Below are 18,245 nucleotides of genomic sequence, written 5' to 3'. Positions count from 1 at the left end.
AGGCTGGAGAGTTCTTCACGAAGAGCCGCCAGCTCTTGCTTGAGGCGTTTGTTGAACATGGGAAAGCACCGATGGACTAGATGGAAAGCGGGGTTACAGCCTAACCATCGGCCTTGGAAATCTTTTCTGAAGTGCGTTTGAGCCTTGTCCTACAAAAATAGTTACGCCTCGGGAAATCAGGCTGTTCCAGCCACCTGACAATGTCCTGCGCGCGGCATCCGCGAGCCGAAATACGCCGCACTGGCGACGCCCACCGCGCCCATCACCGCACAGAACATCACACAGATCCATGGGCTCCACGGCATCAGACCGATCAGCAGCAACGGTGTGACACTGGCCCACGCGGCGTAGGCAATGTTGTAGGTAAAGGAAATACCCGACACGCGGATACGGGCCGGAAACAGACTGACCATTACCGACGGCACGGCGCCGACCACGCCACAGCAAAGCCCTGCGATGGCGTAGGCCAGACCGACCCAGTCACCGCCGACAATCAGGCAGGTGTAGAGCACGCCGATGCCCAGAGGCAACAACAGGCTGTACAGCATGACGGTGCGCCAGGCGCCGATGCGATCGACCAGCCCGCCGGCAATCACGCAGCCGATGTTCAGGAAGACGATGCCCAGGGCACTCAATGCAAAGGTATGGCCGGCAGTCATGCCGAAAGTCTTTTGCATCATGGTCGGGGTGATGACGACGAACACCACCACTGCCGAAGTCAGTACACACGTCAGGAGCATGGCCGGCAGCATCGCCAGACGATGCTCACGCAATACCGTGCGCAACGGCAGTTCGACCCGAGCCTCACGTTGCGCTTCCATGGCCATGAACACCGGGGTTTCGCTCAGCCAGCGACGCAGCCAGACGCCGATCACACCGAACACGCCGCCGAGCAGAAACGGATAACGCCACGCGTAATCAAGCACTTCGGCGGGGGTGAAGACTTGTGCCAGGAAGGTCGCGGTCAGTGCGCCGATCAGGTAACCAAACGTCAGCCCGGCTTGCAGAAAGCCCAAGGCGTAACCGCGATGCCCGGCCGGCGCGTGCTCGGCCACGAACACCCAGGCGCTCGGCACTTCACCGCCCACCGCCGCGCCTTGCAGGATGCGCAGCGCCAGCAACAGCAACGGTGCGAAATAACCGATCTGTGCATAAGTCGGCATGATCCCGATCAGCAGGCACGGCAGCGCCATCATCAGGATGCTCAGACTGAAGACCTTCTTGCGTCCCAGCCGGTCGGCGAAATGCGCCATCAGGATCCCGCCCAGCGGGCGCGCCAGATAACCGGTGACAAAAATCCCGAAGCTTTGCAGCAGACGCAGCCACTCAGGCATTTCCGGCGGGAAGAACAACTGGCTGAGGGTCAGGGCGAAGAACACGAAAATGATGAAATCGTAGATCTCCAGCGCCCCGCCCAAGGCTGCAAGGCCGAGGGTCTTGTAGTCGGAACGGCTGAATGGCGCCGGTCGGGCTTCGGAGTTGGCAGTCATGGCAAAGAACTCTGACACAGGCAAAAAACAAGGCGCCCATGGTCTACGCAAACGGGCCGATGGACAACCCGTTAGACCATAGTCTGATTCGGCAAAACACGGTCACAAAAATCCGCCGGTTGATTTACTGTTGGCACCTGTCCAGACGGGCCGGCCAAGCCCCGAAGACCACAATAAACATAAAAATCCGAGGTACTCCCGTGGCCGTTGATATCGAAGATAGCCGCTCTGCGCGCTTTGCCTTGCGCTGCTCAAGCTTTGCCGAACGCTGGTTTCCCGACTCCTGGGTGTTCGCCGCACTGGCGGTGATCATCGTGGCGCTGGCCACCCTGGCCATGGGTGCCAAACCCACCGACGCCGCCATGGCGTTCGGTGACGGTTTCTGGAGCCTGATCCCTTTCACCATGCAAATGGCTTTCGTGGTCATCGGCGGTTACGTGGTGGCCAGCTCGCCGCCGGCCGTGAAGCTGATCGACCGTCTGGCAAAGATCCCGAAGAACGGCCGCTCCGCCGTGGCCTGGGTCGCGCTGATCTCAATGGTCGCGTCATTGCTCAACTGGGGCCTGTCGCTGGTATTCGGCGGTCTGCTGGTGCGCGCCCTCGCCCGTCGCACCGATCTGAAAATGGATTACCGCGCCGCCGGTGCCGCTGCCTATCTGGGCCTTGGCGCCGTGTGGGCGTTGGGCTTGTCGTCGTCTGCCGCACAGTTGCAAGCCAACCCCGCCAGCCTGCCGCCGTCGATTCTGTCGATCACCGGGGTGATTCCGTTCACCCAGACGATTTTTCTCTGGCAGTCGGGAGTGATGCTGCTGGCGCTGGTGGTGATCTCGATCATCATCGCCTACGCCACCGCACCGGGTCCGAACTCGGCGCGCGATGCCAAGGCTTGCGGCATCGACCCAGCCTTCAACCTGCCGCCCCTGCAACCGCGCACCCGGCCCGGCGAATGGCTGGAGCACAGTCCGCTGCTGATCATCGTGCTGGTGCTGCTGGCGGCCGGATGGCTGTTCCACGAGTTCTCGACCAAACCTGCGATCACCGCGATTTCCGGGCTCAACACCTACAACTTCCTGTTCATCATGCTTGGCGCGTTGCTGCACTGGCGCCCGCGCAGCTTCCTCGATGCGGTGGCGCGAGCGGTGCCGACCACCACCGGCGTGCTGATCCAGTTCCCGCTGTACGGCTCGATTGCCGCGCTGATGACCACGGTCAAGGGCACCGACGCCCAGACCCTGGCCCACCACATCTCGACCTTCTTCGTCAGCATCGCTTCCCACGACACCTATGCGCTGCTGATGGGCGTGTACTCGGCGATTCTCGGTTTCTTCATTCCGTCCGGAGGCGGCAAGTGGATCATCGAGGCGCCGTACGTGATGCAGGTGGCCAACGACCTCAACTATCACCTGGGCTGGGCGGTGCAGATCTACAACGCCGCCGAAGCCCTGCCGAACCTGATCAACCCGTTCTACATGCTGCCGCTGCTGGGTGTGCTGGGGTTGAAGGCGCGGGACCTGATCGGCTTCTCGTTCGTGCAACTGCTGGTGCACACGCCGCTGGTGCTGCTGTTGCTGTGGGCGCTGGGGACGACATTGGCGTATACGCCGCCGGTGATGCCATGACGCGGAGTCATCTTCAGGCGTAATTCTCATGAGGGAGCTAGCGTACTGGCTCCCTCATTTGTTTCTGCGCCTTGGAAATGTCACCCAACCGTCACATTCCCTTGCTAGCGTCCGCCCGAAACATACTGAAACAATTAAGCAAAACGGACTTCGACATGAACGACGACACAGACGGCAAAGATCCCTCCTCGCCAGAATCCGACAATCCCACCGACACCAGCCGTCGCCGCTTTCTCGGCGGTGTCGCCGTCCTGGGTGTGGGCGCCACGCTGGCAGGGTGCGGAAATGCCGGTGATCAGCCGGGCAAACCCGAGGAGCGCCCGCTCTCGCCTGCCGAGCTGGACAAGGCCCTGCGCGATCAGGTGAAGACCGTTGTGGTGATCTACGCCGAGAACCGCAGTTTCAATAACCTGTTCGGTGATTTCCCCGGTGTCGAAAAGCCGTTGTCGGCGCTCAAGCCTGCCGACTATCAACAGCGTGACCGCGACGGCAGCCTGCTGCAGACCCTGCCGCCAGCCTGGGGTGGTGTGTTGCAGATCGGCCCGCAGACTCTCGATGGCGTGACCTATCCCAGCGCGGTCCAGTTCCAGGAAAACCTGCCCAACGCGCCTTTCGCCCTCAAAGGCCCGAACGCCGAGGACTTGCCGCTCGGCCTGGTGACTCGCGACTTGTGGCACGTGTTCTATCAGAACCAGATGCAAATCAACGGAGGCAAGAACGACGGCTTCGTTGCCTGGGCCGACTCCGGAGGCCTGACCATGGGTCACTACGCCCAGAGTCGCTACTCCCTGCGCCTGTGGGACGTGGCCCAGGAATTCGTGCTGTGCGACAACTTCTTTCAGGGTGCATTCGGCGGCTCGTTCCTCAATCACCAATATCTGATCAGTGCCACCGCGCCGTTCTACCCGAACGTCGCCAGTTCGGTCGCCAAGAGCCAGATCGCTGCGCTGCAAAGCGACGACCCGGCCGATCCACGCCTCAAGCCGCTGGAGCAATCACCGGCCAGCGCCATGACCGGCCCGCCGCAGTTCGGCCCAAGCGCGCTGACTCCGGACGGTTACGGGGTCAATACCCTCGCCCCGCCCTACTGGCCGACGTGGATTCGCGACCCGGAGCGTCCGGCGTATTCCAAAGCCGATCTGCCAAACGTCCTGGTGCCCCAGACCCACGAACACATTGGCGACAAGCTGTCGAAGAAGAACGTCGACTGGGCGTGGTACGCAGGTGCCTGGCAAGCGACGCTGGATCAGTACAAGGATTCCGGCGGTATCCCGAAAATCCCCAACTTCCAGTACCACCACCAGCCGTTCAACTACTTCCAGCAGCAAGGTCCGGAGCATCCCGAAGAGCGCAGCAAACGCCTGCGCGACGCCGGTCTGGGCGATGAATCGAGCACCAACAAGTTCTTCGCCGATGCCGAAGCGGGCAAGTTGCCGGCCGTGAGCTTCTACAAACCCCAGGGCAACCTGAACATGCACGCAGGTTACGCCGACGTGGCCTCCGGCGACCGCCACATCGTCCGGGCCCTGAAAGTGCTGCGGGAAAGTCCACAGTGGAAAAACATGGTGGTGATCGTGACCGTCGATGAAAACGGCGGCTGGTGGGACCACGTCGCGCCGCCCAAGGGCGATCGCTGGGGGCCGGGTTCGCGAGTACCGGCGCTGGTGGTTTCACCGTTTGCCCGCAAAGGCACGGTGGATCACACGGTCTATGACACCGCTTCGATCCTGCGCCTGATCACCCGGGTGTTTCAGTTGGAGACTCTGGCGGGTATCAAGCAGCGTGACGATGCAATGACCGGCCGGGGTCAGAAGCCGATGGGCGACTTGACCAACGCCCTGCATTTCAAGGTCTGAGGACAGGTCCTGCGGTACAGCTCAAAAAACTGTGACTGACGGCTTCTCGCCATCACCCGGCTGATCCAATATGTGGCGCACCCGACCAACGGGGAACCCACGCTGAAAAGGATCTGAGCATGTTCAAACTCGCAGGACTTACCCTCGCTGCGCTCACGCTGAGCGCAGCCGCCCACGCCGATGTCGACCTGAAACTGGGCAGCACCGAGCGCGTCACCCGCCTCTTCGCCTATCCCAACAATTGCAGCGTGATCTGCTTTCGCAACTGGACGCTTGAGCAGACTGTCGCCCATTACCTGACTCAAAGTGTGCAGCGCGATGGTTATGCCAACGCCAAGGTGCTGGTGAAAACCGACAACCATCAGCTTTACGCCGAGATCAGCGGCGTACCGAAAGGCTATGACAAGCCGCTGGCCGCGCTGCTGGATGCCGGCGACCTGGCCTACACCGGCGCCAGCAAGCTCAACGCCGATGGCAAATGGGCGTACAGCTGGTATCTGTTCCTGCCACTGGGCATGGCTCTGGAAAACCGTAAAAGCGTCGAATTGCTGCACTTCCCGCCGGATTACTCGCTGACCCAGGCCCAGGATTACCTGCGCTCCAACACCACCGACCGCTGGGCTGCGCTGCTGACCGACAACGGCATCCCCGCCGACCAGACGCCGGGCTATCAGACCATCATCGACATCGCGCCGATTGCCGCGCCCGCCAGCGCCGGCAAGGATCTGGAAGGGGTCTACGACTACTTCAAGGACTACCAGACCACCATGGTCAAGGAAGTCAGTCAGAACGCCAAAGGCGCCACCCTGCCGATGGTCGCTTTCGGCGCGCCAGTGCGTAACTGGATCAAACAGCAATACGGCGCGACCGTGAATGTACTGGGCCTGGCCACCATCAGCCCAAGCGCAGGCGTGAACGTGCCGGTGCTGGGTTCCAACCACCCGAGTTACATCTGGTACGCCGCCGACCCGGCCAACTACACCGGCGACGACGCACAGGCCAAGGCCGATGCGGCAGGTTTGAAAGTGATGGGGCAAGACTTGAGCGCAGCCTGCTGGCAGGCCGGGATGGGCAGCAAACCGGGCACCGATCCGAAAACCTTGCTGAACAGTTGCACCCAGACCTGGCAAGTGACGCAGAAAACCAAGACCTGCGAACTGTTCTACACCTCGATCCGTAACGAAACCGCAGCGCAGGCAGCGACCACCTGCTCGACCCCGACGATCAAGACTCAGCTGCAACAGCTGAACGGTCCGTTGCCGGCCATGGCAGCACCGGCTCCCCACTTCTGATCGAACGCATGAAGTTCCCGTGTCAGCCTTGGCTGACTCGGGAAAGCGTCTATTTCGCCTGTCAGATCTGACAGTAGACCGCTAGTGTCATTTACGGGATTCTTGGATTCAAAGCTTGGGCTCAAGGACTGACAGGATGTCAGTCTCGGCAATCGCGACACCTGGCCGACAAGGAACGTTATGAACACTTACGCACTGCAAAGTGGCTCCCCTCGCGACACCGAGGGCATTTATCCCTTCGCCGGACTCCCGGTTCGCCTCGGATTCCCCTCCAGAGCTGATTTCGAAATTGTTCAAGGCAGCCATGCCATGTCCATCGCCGTCGTGGCGCGCCGGGAATTCCTGCGTATCACCCGAATGTGCCGGGTCTCGGGTCAACTGCTGCCTTACCGCTGCCGGCAGACCCGACAACTGCAGCCCGGTATTCATATCTACGATCCGCGTTTCTTCGGACTGTTCGAACACTCGTGCGACCCGAACGTGTTTCTCGACATGAGCGAATTGTGGCTGTGGGCACTGCGGGACATCAAACCCGGCGACCGGCTGACCATGGATTACACCGCCACCGAGGACAAACTGCTGAGGCAGTTCGTCTGCGGTTGCGGGTCTTCACACTGTCGCGGGTGGATTGTCGGCTACGACGAATCCCCCAATCTTGAAGGCCAGCGCTATTTGCAGAGCTGGCGTCGGCAAGGTTTGCGCTGACCGGAGAGTTACTGCGCTTCTACCGGACGCAAACGGTATTGCGGCGGCAGTTGCTCGAAACCGCTGATGGTCGTGTTCAGGCTCTTCCAGCGGCCATCCTTGATGCCGTAGATGCAACCGTGGATCGACAGGCTCTGCCCGCGATGCCAGGCGTTCTGGATGATGCTGGTGTGAGCGACGTTGGCCACTTGCTGGATCACGTTGAGCTCGCACAGGCGATCGACCTGCTCTTCTTCGGTCGGCAACTTGGCCAGTTCTTCACGTTTTTCGTAATACAGATCGCGGATCGACCGCAGCCAGCCATCGATCAGACCGAACTGGCGATCCTGCATCGACGCCCGCACACCACCGCAACCGTAGTGACCGGTGACCAGAATGTGTTTGACCTTGAGCACGTCCACCGCGTACTGGATCACCGACAGGCAATTGAGGTCGGTGTGCAGTACCACGTTGGCAACGTTACGGTGAACGAACAGATCACCCGGCAGCATGCCGACGATCTCGTTGGCCGGCACCCGCGCATCGGAGCAACCGATCCACAGATATTCCGGTGTCTGCTGGCGGGCCAGTTTGGCGAAGAAATCCGGGTCTTCCTTGGTAATCGCGTCAGCCCAACGCTCGTTGTTATCAATCAGGTCTTGTAAGTCATGCATGCTGTAAGGCCTCAAGAAAGATGCGCTGCTTTGACAGACAACCGTCCGTCGGGGTCACGAAAGGATCGCAAGTGATTTCGTTGGAATTCTCGTGTGCCCGGTGAGTCCACCTCAGTAAGGCCCACAGTATGAGGATTTGCCATGACTGATTCACGACGTCCCTTCGATGCGGTGCAGCCGGAGCCCATCGATGATAACGAAGACCGCATGGGATCGGTGCATGAGCTGGACTTCGACGACGAACAGCCCAGCGCAAGGATCGGCGACGAACTGACGGAAACCGAGCGTGAACAGCTGATGCCCCGCGAGCGGGTGCGTGAGGCGGGCCTGACCGGTGCTTCGGTATCTGACCACGAGCCGACCGACGATGATCTGAGCCCGGAAACCCTGATCCACGAGGACGGCGCGCGGGATGCGGACGAGCCAGGATCAGGCAATCAGGCGGATTGGGACTTGAGCATTGTCGATGAGGACGACATTGGCGGCGGGGACGGGCTGGATGAAGCGGAAATGGCACGACGCGATCCGATGGATGGCAAGCGCGGATGACCTGAAAGATCGCCATCGCGGGGTGACCCGCGATGGCGATCAACGCTTAATCCACCAGGGTGCAGGCCATGACCACAGCGTCTTCACGCCCGCCCACCGCCGGGTAGTAATCCCGGCGCCGGCCGATTTCGTTGAAGCCATAGCGCTCATACAAGCGAAAGGCCGAGGTGTTGCTGTCGCGCACTTCGAGGAAACATTCCCGGGCATCTGCGGCATAGGCGCGAGACATCAGGTGTTCGAGCAATGTCAGCCCAAGGCCCCGGCCCTGATTTTCCGGTTTGACCGTGATGTTGAGCAGGTGCGCCTCATCCAGAATGATCTGCACCACGCCATGTCCGACTTGTTGCTCGCCTTCGAACATCAGCCAGATCTGGTATTTGCCCAGCCCGTCGAGAAAGATCCCGCGAGTCCATGGATGGCTGTAGGCCGCAAATTCAATCTTCAGTACGGCATCCAGATCGGCTTCGACCATCGGGCGGAACGTTACAGCGTCACTCATTCGATTCTTTCCAGCGCGCCATCAGCCGACGCATGGCTTGCCACACGGCGGCCTTGCGCTGTGGCTCTTCCATCAACAGTTCAAGCCCCGGCACGGCCCACGCCAGGCCAAGACCCTCGATTTGCAATTCGCGATTGAACGCTTCGGCATCCGCTTCGCCGGCAAATCGCACCGCCGGCAGGCCGATCAGCCACAGGCAGGCGCACGGCGCCGCCTCCATTTGAACCGACAGGAAACCCTGGACGAAATCCCGGGCCGCTTCGGGCCCCTGATCCATCGTGCCGCGCACCAGCAATGGCCAGCGCACCGGATCACCGACGATCTGCGGCGCATCCGGCAGACCGGCGGCGCGCAGCATGTCCTTGAGCAACAGATACGCCGGATCGCGGGACTGGAAAGAATCGCCTGTGGGTAACTCCACCAGCAACAGGCAACGACCGGCCCGCAGCAATTGCAGAGTAAAACGCGGTGGCGGGACCGGCGCCGGTTTGACCACCACAGGCGTTTCGTCGACTTCTTCCACCGGCTTGGCGCCCGTGCGGGTGCTGGCCAGCGAAGGTCGCGGGACCTCGATCTTCGGCCGTTCGACCGGACGCGCGGCAGGCTGCACCAGCGCATCGGCCTGCGGCGCAGGTGCCACGAACACCGGGACGTCAGGCTCGGGCTCGGCAACGTCCAGCAGCTCGGGCCGTGACGGCGCGGCAAAGGGCAATTCGGTGCGCGGCAGCCAGTTGACCACCTGCATGGCGTTCAAATAGGCGCGGCGGCGGGACTCGATTAGCAAGGGTCGGCCACTTGTGGATAACTGAAGTGCGCTGATTCTACCGCCCTTCGCTCAAGATCGCCCGCTGTTGATCGATAGTCTTGACCGATACCTTGACGCAAAGAAAAGCGACAGCCCGTCCCGAGAGTGAATCGCATCCCGCGTGATGCAGTACAATCGCGGCTTTTAATCGCCAACCAGCCGGCCATTCCGATGATCGAACCCAAGCGCGTCTTGCGCGCCCTCGCTGAACACTGGGCACTTCTGGAGCCACTGTGCGAGCACTTCGACCAAGGCACCCTGAGCCTCAACGAACTGCGCACGCAACTGGCCGCCCAACAACTGGACAGCACGCCGCAGGACATCACCAGTCTGCTCGACGTGTGGATTCGCCTCGACATTCTGGTGCCCGTGGCCAAAAGCCCGAACCGTTTCGAGCTGAACGCGCAGATTCACGACTTCCTCGCCTACCTGCGTCGGGAACACCGACTGGGCCTGTGCCTGGAGATCGAAGCTTATTTGCGTCACCTCGAGCGTCTGGCCGGTTACATCCAGGATGCGTTCGACATTCGCGATGGCAATGATCTGGCGCGTCAGTTGCGCCTGCTCGACATGCGCGTGCGCGACGTTCTGAAGAAACTCGACAACGACGAACAGGCGCTGGTGGCCGTGGCCGAGCGGGCCAAGACCAGCGACCGGCAGATTCCGCTGCGTCAGCGTTACGCCGAAGTACTGGCGACCTGGGACGAATACGTCGAGCCGATGATTGATCTGGTGAACGCCGACGGCGCCTTCGAACAAGGCGTACGCAAGGTCGAAACCGTGCTGCTGAAGATGCTCAGTGAACAGCAGCGCCTCGGCCATCTGGTCGATGACGACATGCTGCTGCGCACCCACGCGCGCATCCTCGAGATGCAGACCAGCGCCCAGCTGACCCTGCGTCACGCCCGCGAACTGCTGCTGCCGTTGCGTGAAGAAGCGCGTCGACACAACGCCGTAACCCGTGGCGCCGCCCTCGCCCTTGCCGCGATCCGCCGCAAAGGCATCGACGCCGTACCGCAAGCCGCGATGCCGCTGTTCACCCGGCCGCAAAGCACCTTCCTTGGCAGCGCCAGTCAGGTTGAAGCCTACGTGTATGCCCTGGCCCGTTTCGAGCCGAAACCGGCGCGCTTCCCCAAGGCGCACAAGACCCAGAAAGGCGAAGCACCGCGCGCGCCACGCACCGTGCGCGAAATGGTCGACCGTTGCGAAGAATCCCTGCCAATGCCGGATCTGATGACCTGGCTGCTGGAGCAGGAACCGGACGGCGCGACCGACGAATTGCTTTACTGGTTCTCGCGCCTGTCGCGGGAAAAACGCTTCAAGCGCGAGCGTCTGGAACGCCGCGAATACCACACTCACGAGCACCAGGTCAGCCTGCGCTCCTTCGCCCTGCTCTCGGCCGGCGACACCGCCGCCGAGGATTCTGCGAGCATTCCCAATGCATCTTGATCTTTCCGAACTGTCGCAACTCGCGCCGATCTTCCGCGAGCTGTTCAAGGGTTACCACGTCAGCCGCCGCGATCCGGAGCTGTACGCGCAACTGTCGAACTTCCAGGACCAGTACCGCACGCTGTTCAAGGCACTGGGGTTCGAACTGGTCTGCGACACCCGTGGCTTCTACTATTTCGTGCCGGACATGGCGGCAGCGGCGGTGAACAAGACCGCTCAGCGCCTGGCGCTGTTCACCTTCATCCTCGTCGAGCATCTGGCCGATCAGGGCCGCGATCCGATCGCTGTGCTCGACGGCGGCAGCCTCGGCCGCGAAGAATTGCCGTCGCTGCTGGAAAAGTACCGCGACCTGTTCATCCAGGCCGAAGTACAGACCGTTGAAGAGCTCGAAGAAAAGATCATGCGCCGCATGACTCAGCTTGGCTTCGCCGGTGAAGAAAACGGCGTGTACCGCTTCCTGCCGCCGATGCACCGTTTCCTCGACGTCTGCCTGTCGGTTCAGCAGGACCGCGATCTGGCGGCCAGCGTGCACAGCGTGCTGCCGCTGCCGGCACCGGTGCTGATCGACGAAGAGGCCGAGGCCAAATTCCTTGAGACCGAAGATCCACTCGATCTCTCCGAATTTGAGGAAGAGAGCGAAGAAGACGCACTGGCCCGCGCCATTGCCGAAGAACAGGAGTCCGACGCATGAGCCAGGAACGCTACGGCATCCGCCGCTTTGCCCTTTTGAACACCGCCGGTTACAGCCTCGGCCTGTTCCCGCTGGAAGAACCGCTGTCGGTCTACGGCGCGAACAACCTCGGTAAATCCGCCTCGATCAACGCCTTGCAGTTCCCGATCCTGGCGCGCATGTCGGACATGAGTTTCGGCAAGTACAGCCTGGAACAATCCCGGCGTTTCTACTTTGCCTCCGACACCAGCTACATCCTCGTCGAAGTGAACCTGCCCCACGGCCCGCACGTGATCGGCGTAGTCGGTCGCGGCCCGGGTGGTGGTTTCGGTCACCAGTTCTTTGCCTACGCCGGCAAGCTCGATCTGGCGCACTACCAGAAAAACGACACCTGCCTGCGTCAGAAAGAACTGTTCAGCAACCTTGAGAAGGAAGGCCTGAAAGCCTACGAACTCAAACCGGATGAACTGCGCCGCTTGCTGGTTGGCGGTCATACGTCGATCCCGCTGGATCTGACTCTGATCCCGCTGCGCTCCACCAGCGAGCAGAGCCTGAAGACTTTCCGCGCGCTGTTCATCAACCTGCTGCACATGCGCGAAATCACCGCAGCCAAGCTCAAGCAATTGTTCCTCGATGCCTTCGAACACAGCCTGCGTTCCGGCAGCGTCGATTACATCGCCGCGTGCGAAGAAGCTTTCCGCGACGTGCGTCGCATGGAACAGGACTACAACTCGCTGGTGGCTGCCGGTCCACTGGTCGAAGCCTTGGCCAACGGCGTGAAACAGCGCGACGTGCTGCGCGGCAAGCTGCATCGCCTGTCGCCGCTGCTCGATTCGTTGCTCGGCACCTGGTCGGATTACGCCGGTGCGCGCAAAGAAGAACTGGCGATCCAGGCAGAACATTACCGTCGCGAGCAGGACGATCTGCAAAACGATCAGCGCGGTGGCACCCAGGAGCTGATGCGTCTGGAGCGGGAAATCTCCGGTATCCAGCGCTGGCTCGGTGAGTTGTCGGTGCTGAAAAACCGCTTTGCGCTGGTCGATGACGTCAAGGTACTGGAGCAGCAACTGCTGGCCGCCAAGGACGCTCACGATGAACTGGCCGGTGCGCTGGCGCAGTCCCGTCAATTCAGCGCCGAGGATCTCGAGGAGCGTCTGCGGGATCTGGAAAAACGCCTGAAGTCGGTGAAACAGCAACTCGATCACGCCGACAACAACAGCTACGCCCGCCTGCGTGAAGAGTTCTCGCAACAGGACGTCGAACGCCTGATGCGTCTGTTCAACAGCGCACTGTTCAGCCTGCCGCTGGGCGAACACGGCATCACCCTCGACGAGGACGGCGAGTGGGTCAAATCGGTCGAGCTGATCCTCGACGGCTTCAAGGGCGAGCGTTTCGAAGTGCCGGGCCTGTCGATCGACATCTCGCACATCGAGCCGCCGGCCCTGCAAGCGCTGGCCGACCGTGCCGCGCTGCGTGATCAGAAAGAGCGTCTGGAAAAAGAACTCAAGCAACTGAAAACCCAGCAAGCCGTGGCCGCCGACCGCGCCGCGAGCAAGACCCAGACCGAAGCGCTGTACCAGCAGGTGCTGGATGCGCAGAAAGCTTTGGAAGACTTCCGCCGCACCCAGACCCTGAGCGCCGAAGAAGGTGACAAGCTGGAGCAACTGGCGCAGATGGAAGCCGCGCAGGACGAACTCAAGCGTTCCAGCGATGCGTTCACCGAGCGCGTCCAGCAACTGTCGGCCAAGCTGCAACTGGTCGGCCGGCAGATCGCCGACATGGAAGCCAAGCAACGCACCCTCGACGATGCCTTGCGTCGCCGTCAGTTGCTACCGGCGGATCTGCCATTCGGCACGCCGTTCATGGATCCGGTCGACGACTCCATGGACAACCTGCTGCCGCTGCTCAATGACTATCAGGACAGCTGGCAAGGCTTGCTGCGTGCCGATGGCCAGATCGAAGCGCTGTACGCGCAAGTGCGCCTCAAAGGCGTGGCCAAGTTCGACAGCGAAGACGACATGGAGCGCCGTCTGTCGTTGCTGATCAACGCTTACGCGCACCGTACCGACGAAGCCCTGACCCTCGGCAAGGCGCGTCGCGCAGCCGTGACCGATATCGCGCGGACCCTGCGCAATATCCGCAGCGACTACGACAGCCTCGAGCACCAACTGGCGCTGTTCAACCGCGAGATCAACAAGCGTCAGGTCTCCAACCTGCAGAGCTTCCGCATCGTGCTCGCGCCGAACAAGGAAGCGCTCAAGCACATCGACCAGATCATCCACAGCGCCGGTCAGTACGAAGAAGGCGAAACTCTGTCGGTGTTCGACCTGAGCCAAAGCGCGGAACAGGACAACAAGAACGAAGAGGCCAAGGAATACCTGGCGCGTCTGGTGGCGGCGAACCACAACCAGCTCGGCCTCAAGGACTTGTTCGAGCTGGCGTTCGAGATCACCAAGGTCAACGGCCAGCCGGTGATCCACACCGACATCGATGGCGCGGCGTCCAACGGCACCACGATGACCATCAAGGCGCTGACCAACATGTACTTGTTGCTGCACTTGATGGACCGCGACCTGGCCGGTCGCGTGCGCCTGCCGTACTACCTCGACGAGGCGGCGGACATCGACGAGAAGAACCAGGCAGCATTGCTGGAAACCAGCCTGCAACTGGGCTTCGTGCCGATTCTGGCGAGCGTGAAGCCGCAGGTCTGCGCCAGTGTCGCCATCGACCTGGAAGGCGGCAGCGGCCCGGCCGGCATCTACATCGACGAGGCGGACTGGAAATACATCCGCCGTCACGATGTGGTGAAAGCCACCATCAATGTCGAAGCGGACGAGCCGGAGCTGGATGCGGTTTGATGCGTAACTGACGGGCACAAAAAAGGGCCGCGATCCAATGGATCGCGGCCCTTTTTCATGGGCTCGGGATTATTTGCCGAGGGGGATTTTCGGCGCCCAGGTCAGCCATTCGTCTTCGAACTTGTCGAACAGCGCGAAGGTCTGTTCAGCCCGAGCCGGGTTGCCCATCCGCTCACCGTCCGGCGTGGCGAAGGCGATGCCGCCCTGTATCGCCGTCTCCAGAGACTCAGTGCGTACGGTCACGCCTTTGAACAAGCCGATATCGAAACCGACACCGCTGGTGTTCCAGAAGCGGCTACCGCTACGTACCAGTGGCGCGTACTTCGGCTCGATCAGGATGTGCACCAGTACGCGATCCGCAGTCTGGCCCAGTTCATAACCGGTGACTTTACCCACGGTGATTTCGCGGTAAGTCACTGGCACACCCGGTTTGAGCGAACCGCGACGAGCGGCGCTCAAGACCAGGCTCAAGCCTGCTTCCTGCTTGGCCAATTCTGGCGGATTGGCCAACGCCACGAAGTTCTTCTGCGGGCCGAGGTTCTTGGCTGCCGGTTGCACTTCGAGATATTGGCCGGTCACCAGGGTTTCCAGGTTCGAGGTTTTGATCAGCCCCAACTCCGGTTTGACCACCCAGAACTGACTGCCGACCCGGGCAATTTTCTCCGGCACTTCTGTGATGCGCGCGGTGAGGATCACCGATTGCAGGTCATCGGTCAGGTCGACGCTTTCGATCTTGCCCACATCCAGGCCTTTGAAGCGAATCGGCGTGCCGCTGCGCAAACCGTCGGCACGGTCGACCTTGATGGTGACCACCGCGCCCTTCTGATTCGCGTCATCATGATTGGCGAACAGACGGAAGCGCGGAATGCGCTTCTGCAGCGGAGCCTTGGCTTGCGGCGTTTCGAAGGCGATGCCGCCGGCCATCAGGGTCTGCAACGACTCGCTCTTGACCTGAATGCCGCCGGTCAAGCCGCCGGTCAACGTGACACCGCTGACGTTCCAGAACCGGGTCGAGGCGTTGACCAGGTTTTCGTATTCCTTCTCGATGTGGACACCGATCACCAGTTGCTTCCGGGTCTTGGAGAATTGATAGCTCTGCACCGAACCGACCTTGACCTGCTTGTAGAGGATCGGGCTGCCGACATCGATCGAGCCGAGCGTGTCGGTGAACAGCACCAGGTGCAGACCCGGTGAACGGAGGTCCAGCGGCGGCGCTTTCGGCCGGGCTTCGAACTCACGCTGCGGAGCGCCGCCCTTGTCGCCTGGGCGCACGGCGATGTAGTTACCTTTGACCAACGCTTCCAGACCGGTGATGCCGGCCAGGGAAATCGACGGCTTGACCACCCAGAACTGGGTGCCGGTGACCAGATATTCTTCAGCCAGAGGATCGAGGGTCAATTCAGCGGTGGCGCTGGACAGATCCGGATCGATCTTCAGCGCTTTCAGGTTACCGACCTGAATGCCCTTGTACATCACCGGGGTACGCCCGGCCTGCAGACCTTCGAAATCACTGAGTTTGACCTTCACGCGGATGCCGGCGGCGGCCGCATCGAAGTCTTCGTAGAGGCGGAACGGCAGGCTCGGATCGGTCGGCGGACTGTCCTTGCGGTTCTCCGGCGTAGCGAAGGCAATACCGCCGGCGACGATGCTGGCCAGGGACTCGCTGCGCACTTTCACTCCGGACAGGTTGGCGTCGATGCTGATGCCGCTGGCGTTCCAGAAGCGCGTATGTTTGCGCACCAGTTTGGCGTAGGTCGGCTCGATGAACACTTTGAGTTCGACAGTGCTCTGGTCTTCCGACAGCACGTAACTCTTGATCTGGCCAACCTTGATCTGCTTGTAGAACACGGGGCTGCCACGGTTCAGCGAACCCAGGCGATCCGCCTTGATCGTCAGGTGCAGGCCGGGTTTGGAGTCCGACAGCGGCGGCTCTTCGGCCAGGGCCTTGAACTTGCGGGTCGGCTCGCCTTCACCCGGGCTGATCGCGACATAGTTACCCGATACCAGGGTTTCCAGACCGGTGATACCAGCCAGTGTCACACTCGGTTTGACCAGCCAGAAGCGGGTACTGGTCTTCAGGTATTGATCGACATCCTTGTTCATTTCGATGGTGGCGATCACGCCTTTGGTGCCGCCTTCGTCATCGAGCTTGAGAGCTTTGACCTTGCCGACGGGCATGCCTTTGTAGACCACTTCGGTCTTGTTGGCCTGGATACCTTCACCGCTTTCGAAGCGCACCTGAATCTCGATGCCGGTTTCGTTGTAGGCACGCCATCCCAGCCAGCCGCCGATGATCAGGGCAATCAGGGGCAGTACCCAAATGGCAGACCAGTTCGAAGCCGGTCGGGTTTTCGCTACAGGCAAATCAGTCATGGTCGGCGTCCGACTCCGTGTTATCCCAAATCAGTCGGGGATCGAAAGTGACAGCGGCGAGCATCGTCAGAATCACCACACTGGCGAAGGCGATGGCGCCAAGATTGGCTTCGACGCTGGCAAGCCGGCCGAAGTTGACGACCGCCACCAGAATGGCGATCACGAAAATATCGAGCATGGACCAGCGGCCGATGAACTCGATGAAGCGGTACATCCAGATCCGCTGACGTGCAGACAAGGGCTGGCGGCGCTGCACCGAAAACAGCAACAGCGCGATACCCACCAGTTTGAATGTCGGCACCAAAATACTGGCGATGAACACCACGGCAGCGATCGGAATCATGCCGTGCTGCACCAACTGGATCACACCGGACATGATCGTGCTCGGATCACCCTGGCCCAGCGAGCTGACTGTCATGATCGGCAGTACGTTGGCGGGGATGTAGATAATCGCCGCAGTGATCAGCAACGCCCAAGTACGCGCGAGACTGTTCGGGCGCCGCGCATGAACCAGCGCACCACATCGGGTGCAGGTCTGAACATCGCTTTCGGTATCCTGCCTGTTCAGTTCGTGGCATTCGGTACAGATCAGAATGCCTGCATCAATCGCCCGCATGGGCATCTTCTCCTGATAACGCCTGCCAGATCTGGTGCGGTGACATCACCACTTCGAGCCAGACCTGAACCAGTAACAAGCCGATGAAACACGCCAGACCGAGGCCCACGGTGATAGCCGCCATGTCCGCCAGTTTGACGATCGCGACCAGGACGCCCATGAGGTAGACCTCGAGCATGCCCCAGTCTTTGAGGTGGTGATAAATACGGTAGAGCAGCAGCCCATAACTGCGCCCGATGTTGAAACGGATCGTCAGCAATACCATCAGTTGGCACAGCAGTTTCAGCAGTGGAATTGCCATGCTGCACAGGAATACGACGACTGAAACGCCGCGCATATCGGTATTGAACAGGCCGATTACACCGCTCCAGACAGTGTCCTGCGACGATTGCCCCAGAACATTGAGCTGCATGATGGGTAAAAAGTTCGCCGGCACGTAGAGCAGCAGTGCGGCAATGACCAGGGCAAGACTGCGCTGCACCACGTTATGACGGTGGGCATACAGTTCATAACCGCAGCGTGGGCAGAGGGCTTTTTCGCCGTGAGCAAGCTTGGGCTTGCGCATCAGCAGATCGCACTCATGACAGGCCACCAAGTCATCCAGCGGTAATTCTGACAGCCCGGGGGCGTCAACCGAATCTGACATAAGGGCTCTGACTCCGAAAAAGTTGGGATCTATTCTAGTGTTCTGATTCGAAAATAACTGTGCAAATTTGTTCGCTGACGCGAGCAAAAACTTTCCTGCGGGCAAAACAAAACCCCAACTGCTTTCGCAATTGGGGTTTCGGAATTTAATCTTGACGATGACCTA

General features: G+C 60.8%; 15 protein-coding genes. 8 read left to right on the top strand and 7 right to left on the bottom strand.

Translation table 11 applies throughout. The features are described 5' to 3' along the window. Positions 1-176 precede the first annotated feature (176 nt). Complete coding sequence (locus AC1RME_RS28160; protein ID WP_493066638.1) at positions 177-1,490, bottom strand: MFS transporter; 1,314 nt, start codon at positions 1,488-1,490, stop codon at positions 177-179. A 200-nt stretch (positions 1,491-1,690) separates the two neighbouring features. Between AC1RME_RS28160 and AC1RME_RS28155 the strand changes: the two genes are divergently transcribed. From AC1RME_RS28155 to AC1RME_RS28140, 4 genes are all read left to right on the top strand, one after another. Further along, positions 1,691-3,109 (top strand): short-chain fatty acid transporter, encoded by a 1,419-nt coding sequence (locus AC1RME_RS28155; RefSeq protein WP_096822678.1) that lies wholly within the window; start codon positions 1,691-1,693, stop codon positions 3,107-3,109. A gap of 155 nt (positions 3,110-3,264) precedes the next feature. Then, positions 3,265-4,965, top strand: a complete 1,701-nt coding sequence (locus tag AC1RME_RS28150; RefSeq protein ID WP_096822676.1) for an acid phosphatase — start codon at positions 3,265-3,267, stop codon at positions 4,963-4,965. 119 nt (positions 4,966-5,084) lie between these two features. After that, a complete protein-coding gene (locus tag AC1RME_RS28145) occupies positions 5,085-6,257 on the top strand; it encodes a hypothetical protein (protein WP_096822675.1) in 1,173 nt (390 codons plus the stop codon). Between the two features lie 180 nt (positions 6,258-6,437). Continuing rightward, on the top strand, positions 6,438-6,962 hold the full coding sequence (locus tag AC1RME_RS28140) for an SET domain-containing protein-lysine N-methyltransferase (RefSeq protein WP_096822673.1): 525 nt from the start codon (positions 6,438-6,440) through the stop codon (positions 6,960-6,962). A gap of 8 nt (positions 6,963-6,970) precedes the next feature. On the opposite strand, the gene can is transcribed toward AC1RME_RS28140, so the two are convergent. Further along, on the bottom strand, positions 6,971-7,615 hold the full coding sequence (gene can / locus AC1RME_RS28135; RefSeq protein WP_096822671.1) for a carbonate dehydratase: 645 nt from the start codon (positions 7,613-7,615) through the stop codon (positions 6,971-6,973). A 141-nt stretch (positions 7,616-7,756) separates the two neighbouring features. On the opposite strand from can, the gene AC1RME_RS28130 reads away from it, so the two are divergent. Continuing rightward, on the top strand, positions 7,757-8,164 hold the full coding sequence (locus AC1RME_RS28130; protein WP_096822670.1) for a serine kinase/phosphatase: 408 nt from the start codon (positions 7,757-7,759) through the stop codon (positions 8,162-8,164). A gap of 46 nt (positions 8,165-8,210) precedes the next feature. On the opposite strand, the gene rimI is transcribed toward AC1RME_RS28130, so the two are convergent. Continuing rightward, entirely contained in the window at positions 8,211-8,663 is a 453-nt protein-coding gene (rimI, locus tag AC1RME_RS28125) for a ribosomal protein S18-alanine N-acetyltransferase (RefSeq protein ID WP_096822667.1), read from the bottom strand. Then, the gene (locus tag AC1RME_RS28120) at positions 8,656-9,408 is read right to left on the bottom strand and encodes an energy transducer TonB (protein WP_096822665.1); all 753 of its coding nucleotides are present in this window, start codon (positions 9,406-9,408) and stop codon (positions 8,656-8,658) included. The genes rimI and AC1RME_RS28120 overlap by 8 nt, the downstream gene beginning before the upstream one ends. 231 nt (positions 9,409-9,639) lie before the next feature. Here AC1RME_RS28120 and mksB point away from each other — a divergent pair, with 231 nt between their 5' ends. The 3 genes from mksB to mksF are packed head-to-tail and all read left to right on the top strand — an operon-like array spanning position 9,640 to position 14,445. Next, positions 9,640-10,917 carry an Mks condensin complex protein MksB gene (gene mksB, locus AC1RME_RS28115; RefSeq protein ID WP_192558996.1) on the top strand — a complete coding sequence of 426 codons (1,278 nt, stop codon included), beginning with the start codon at positions 9,640-9,642 and terminating at the stop codon, positions 10,915-10,917. Then, positions 10,907-11,608: an Mks condensin complex protein MksE gene (gene mksE, locus AC1RME_RS28110; protein WP_493092020.1), complete on the top strand. Its 702-nt coding sequence runs from the start codon at positions 10,907-10,909 to the stop codon at positions 11,606-11,608. The genes mksB and mksE overlap by 11 nt, the downstream gene beginning before the upstream one ends. Beyond that, complete coding sequence (gene mksF, locus AC1RME_RS28105) at positions 11,605-14,445, top strand: Mks condensin complex protein MksF (protein ID WP_096822661.1); 2,841 nt, start codon at positions 11,605-11,607, stop codon at positions 14,443-14,445. Before mksE ends, mksF begins: the two co-directional genes overlap by 4 nt. Before the next feature lie 69 nt (positions 14,446-14,514). Here the strand turns inward: mksF and AC1RME_RS28100 are convergent, their stop codons facing one another. Genes AC1RME_RS28100 through AC1RME_RS28090 form a run of 3 tightly spaced genes read right to left on the bottom strand, consistent with a single transcriptional unit; the run spans position 14,515 to position 18,080 of the window. Further along, positions 14,515-16,818, bottom strand: coding sequence for a PqiB family protein (locus AC1RME_RS28100; protein WP_493073488.1), 2,304 nt, complete (start codon positions 16,816-16,818; stop codon positions 14,515-14,517). Further along, positions 16,811-17,434, bottom strand: coding sequence for a paraquat-inducible protein A (locus AC1RME_RS28095; protein WP_096822659.1), 624 nt, complete (start codon positions 17,432-17,434; stop codon positions 16,811-16,813). The genes AC1RME_RS28100 and AC1RME_RS28095 overlap by 8 nt, the downstream gene beginning before the upstream one ends. Beyond that, entirely contained in the window at positions 17,421-18,080 is a 660-nt protein-coding gene (locus tag AC1RME_RS28090) for a paraquat-inducible protein A (RefSeq protein WP_096822658.1), read from the bottom strand. The genes AC1RME_RS28095 and AC1RME_RS28090 overlap by 14 nt, the downstream gene beginning before the upstream one ends. Between the last annotated feature and the right edge of the window lie 165 nt (positions 18,081-18,245).

This window comes from Pseudomonas sp. GW822-FHT03F08 (assembly GCF_058801265.1).
The sequence above is the reverse complement of the archived record's forward strand: the minus strand, read 5'-3'. Positions and strand labels throughout refer to the sequence as shown.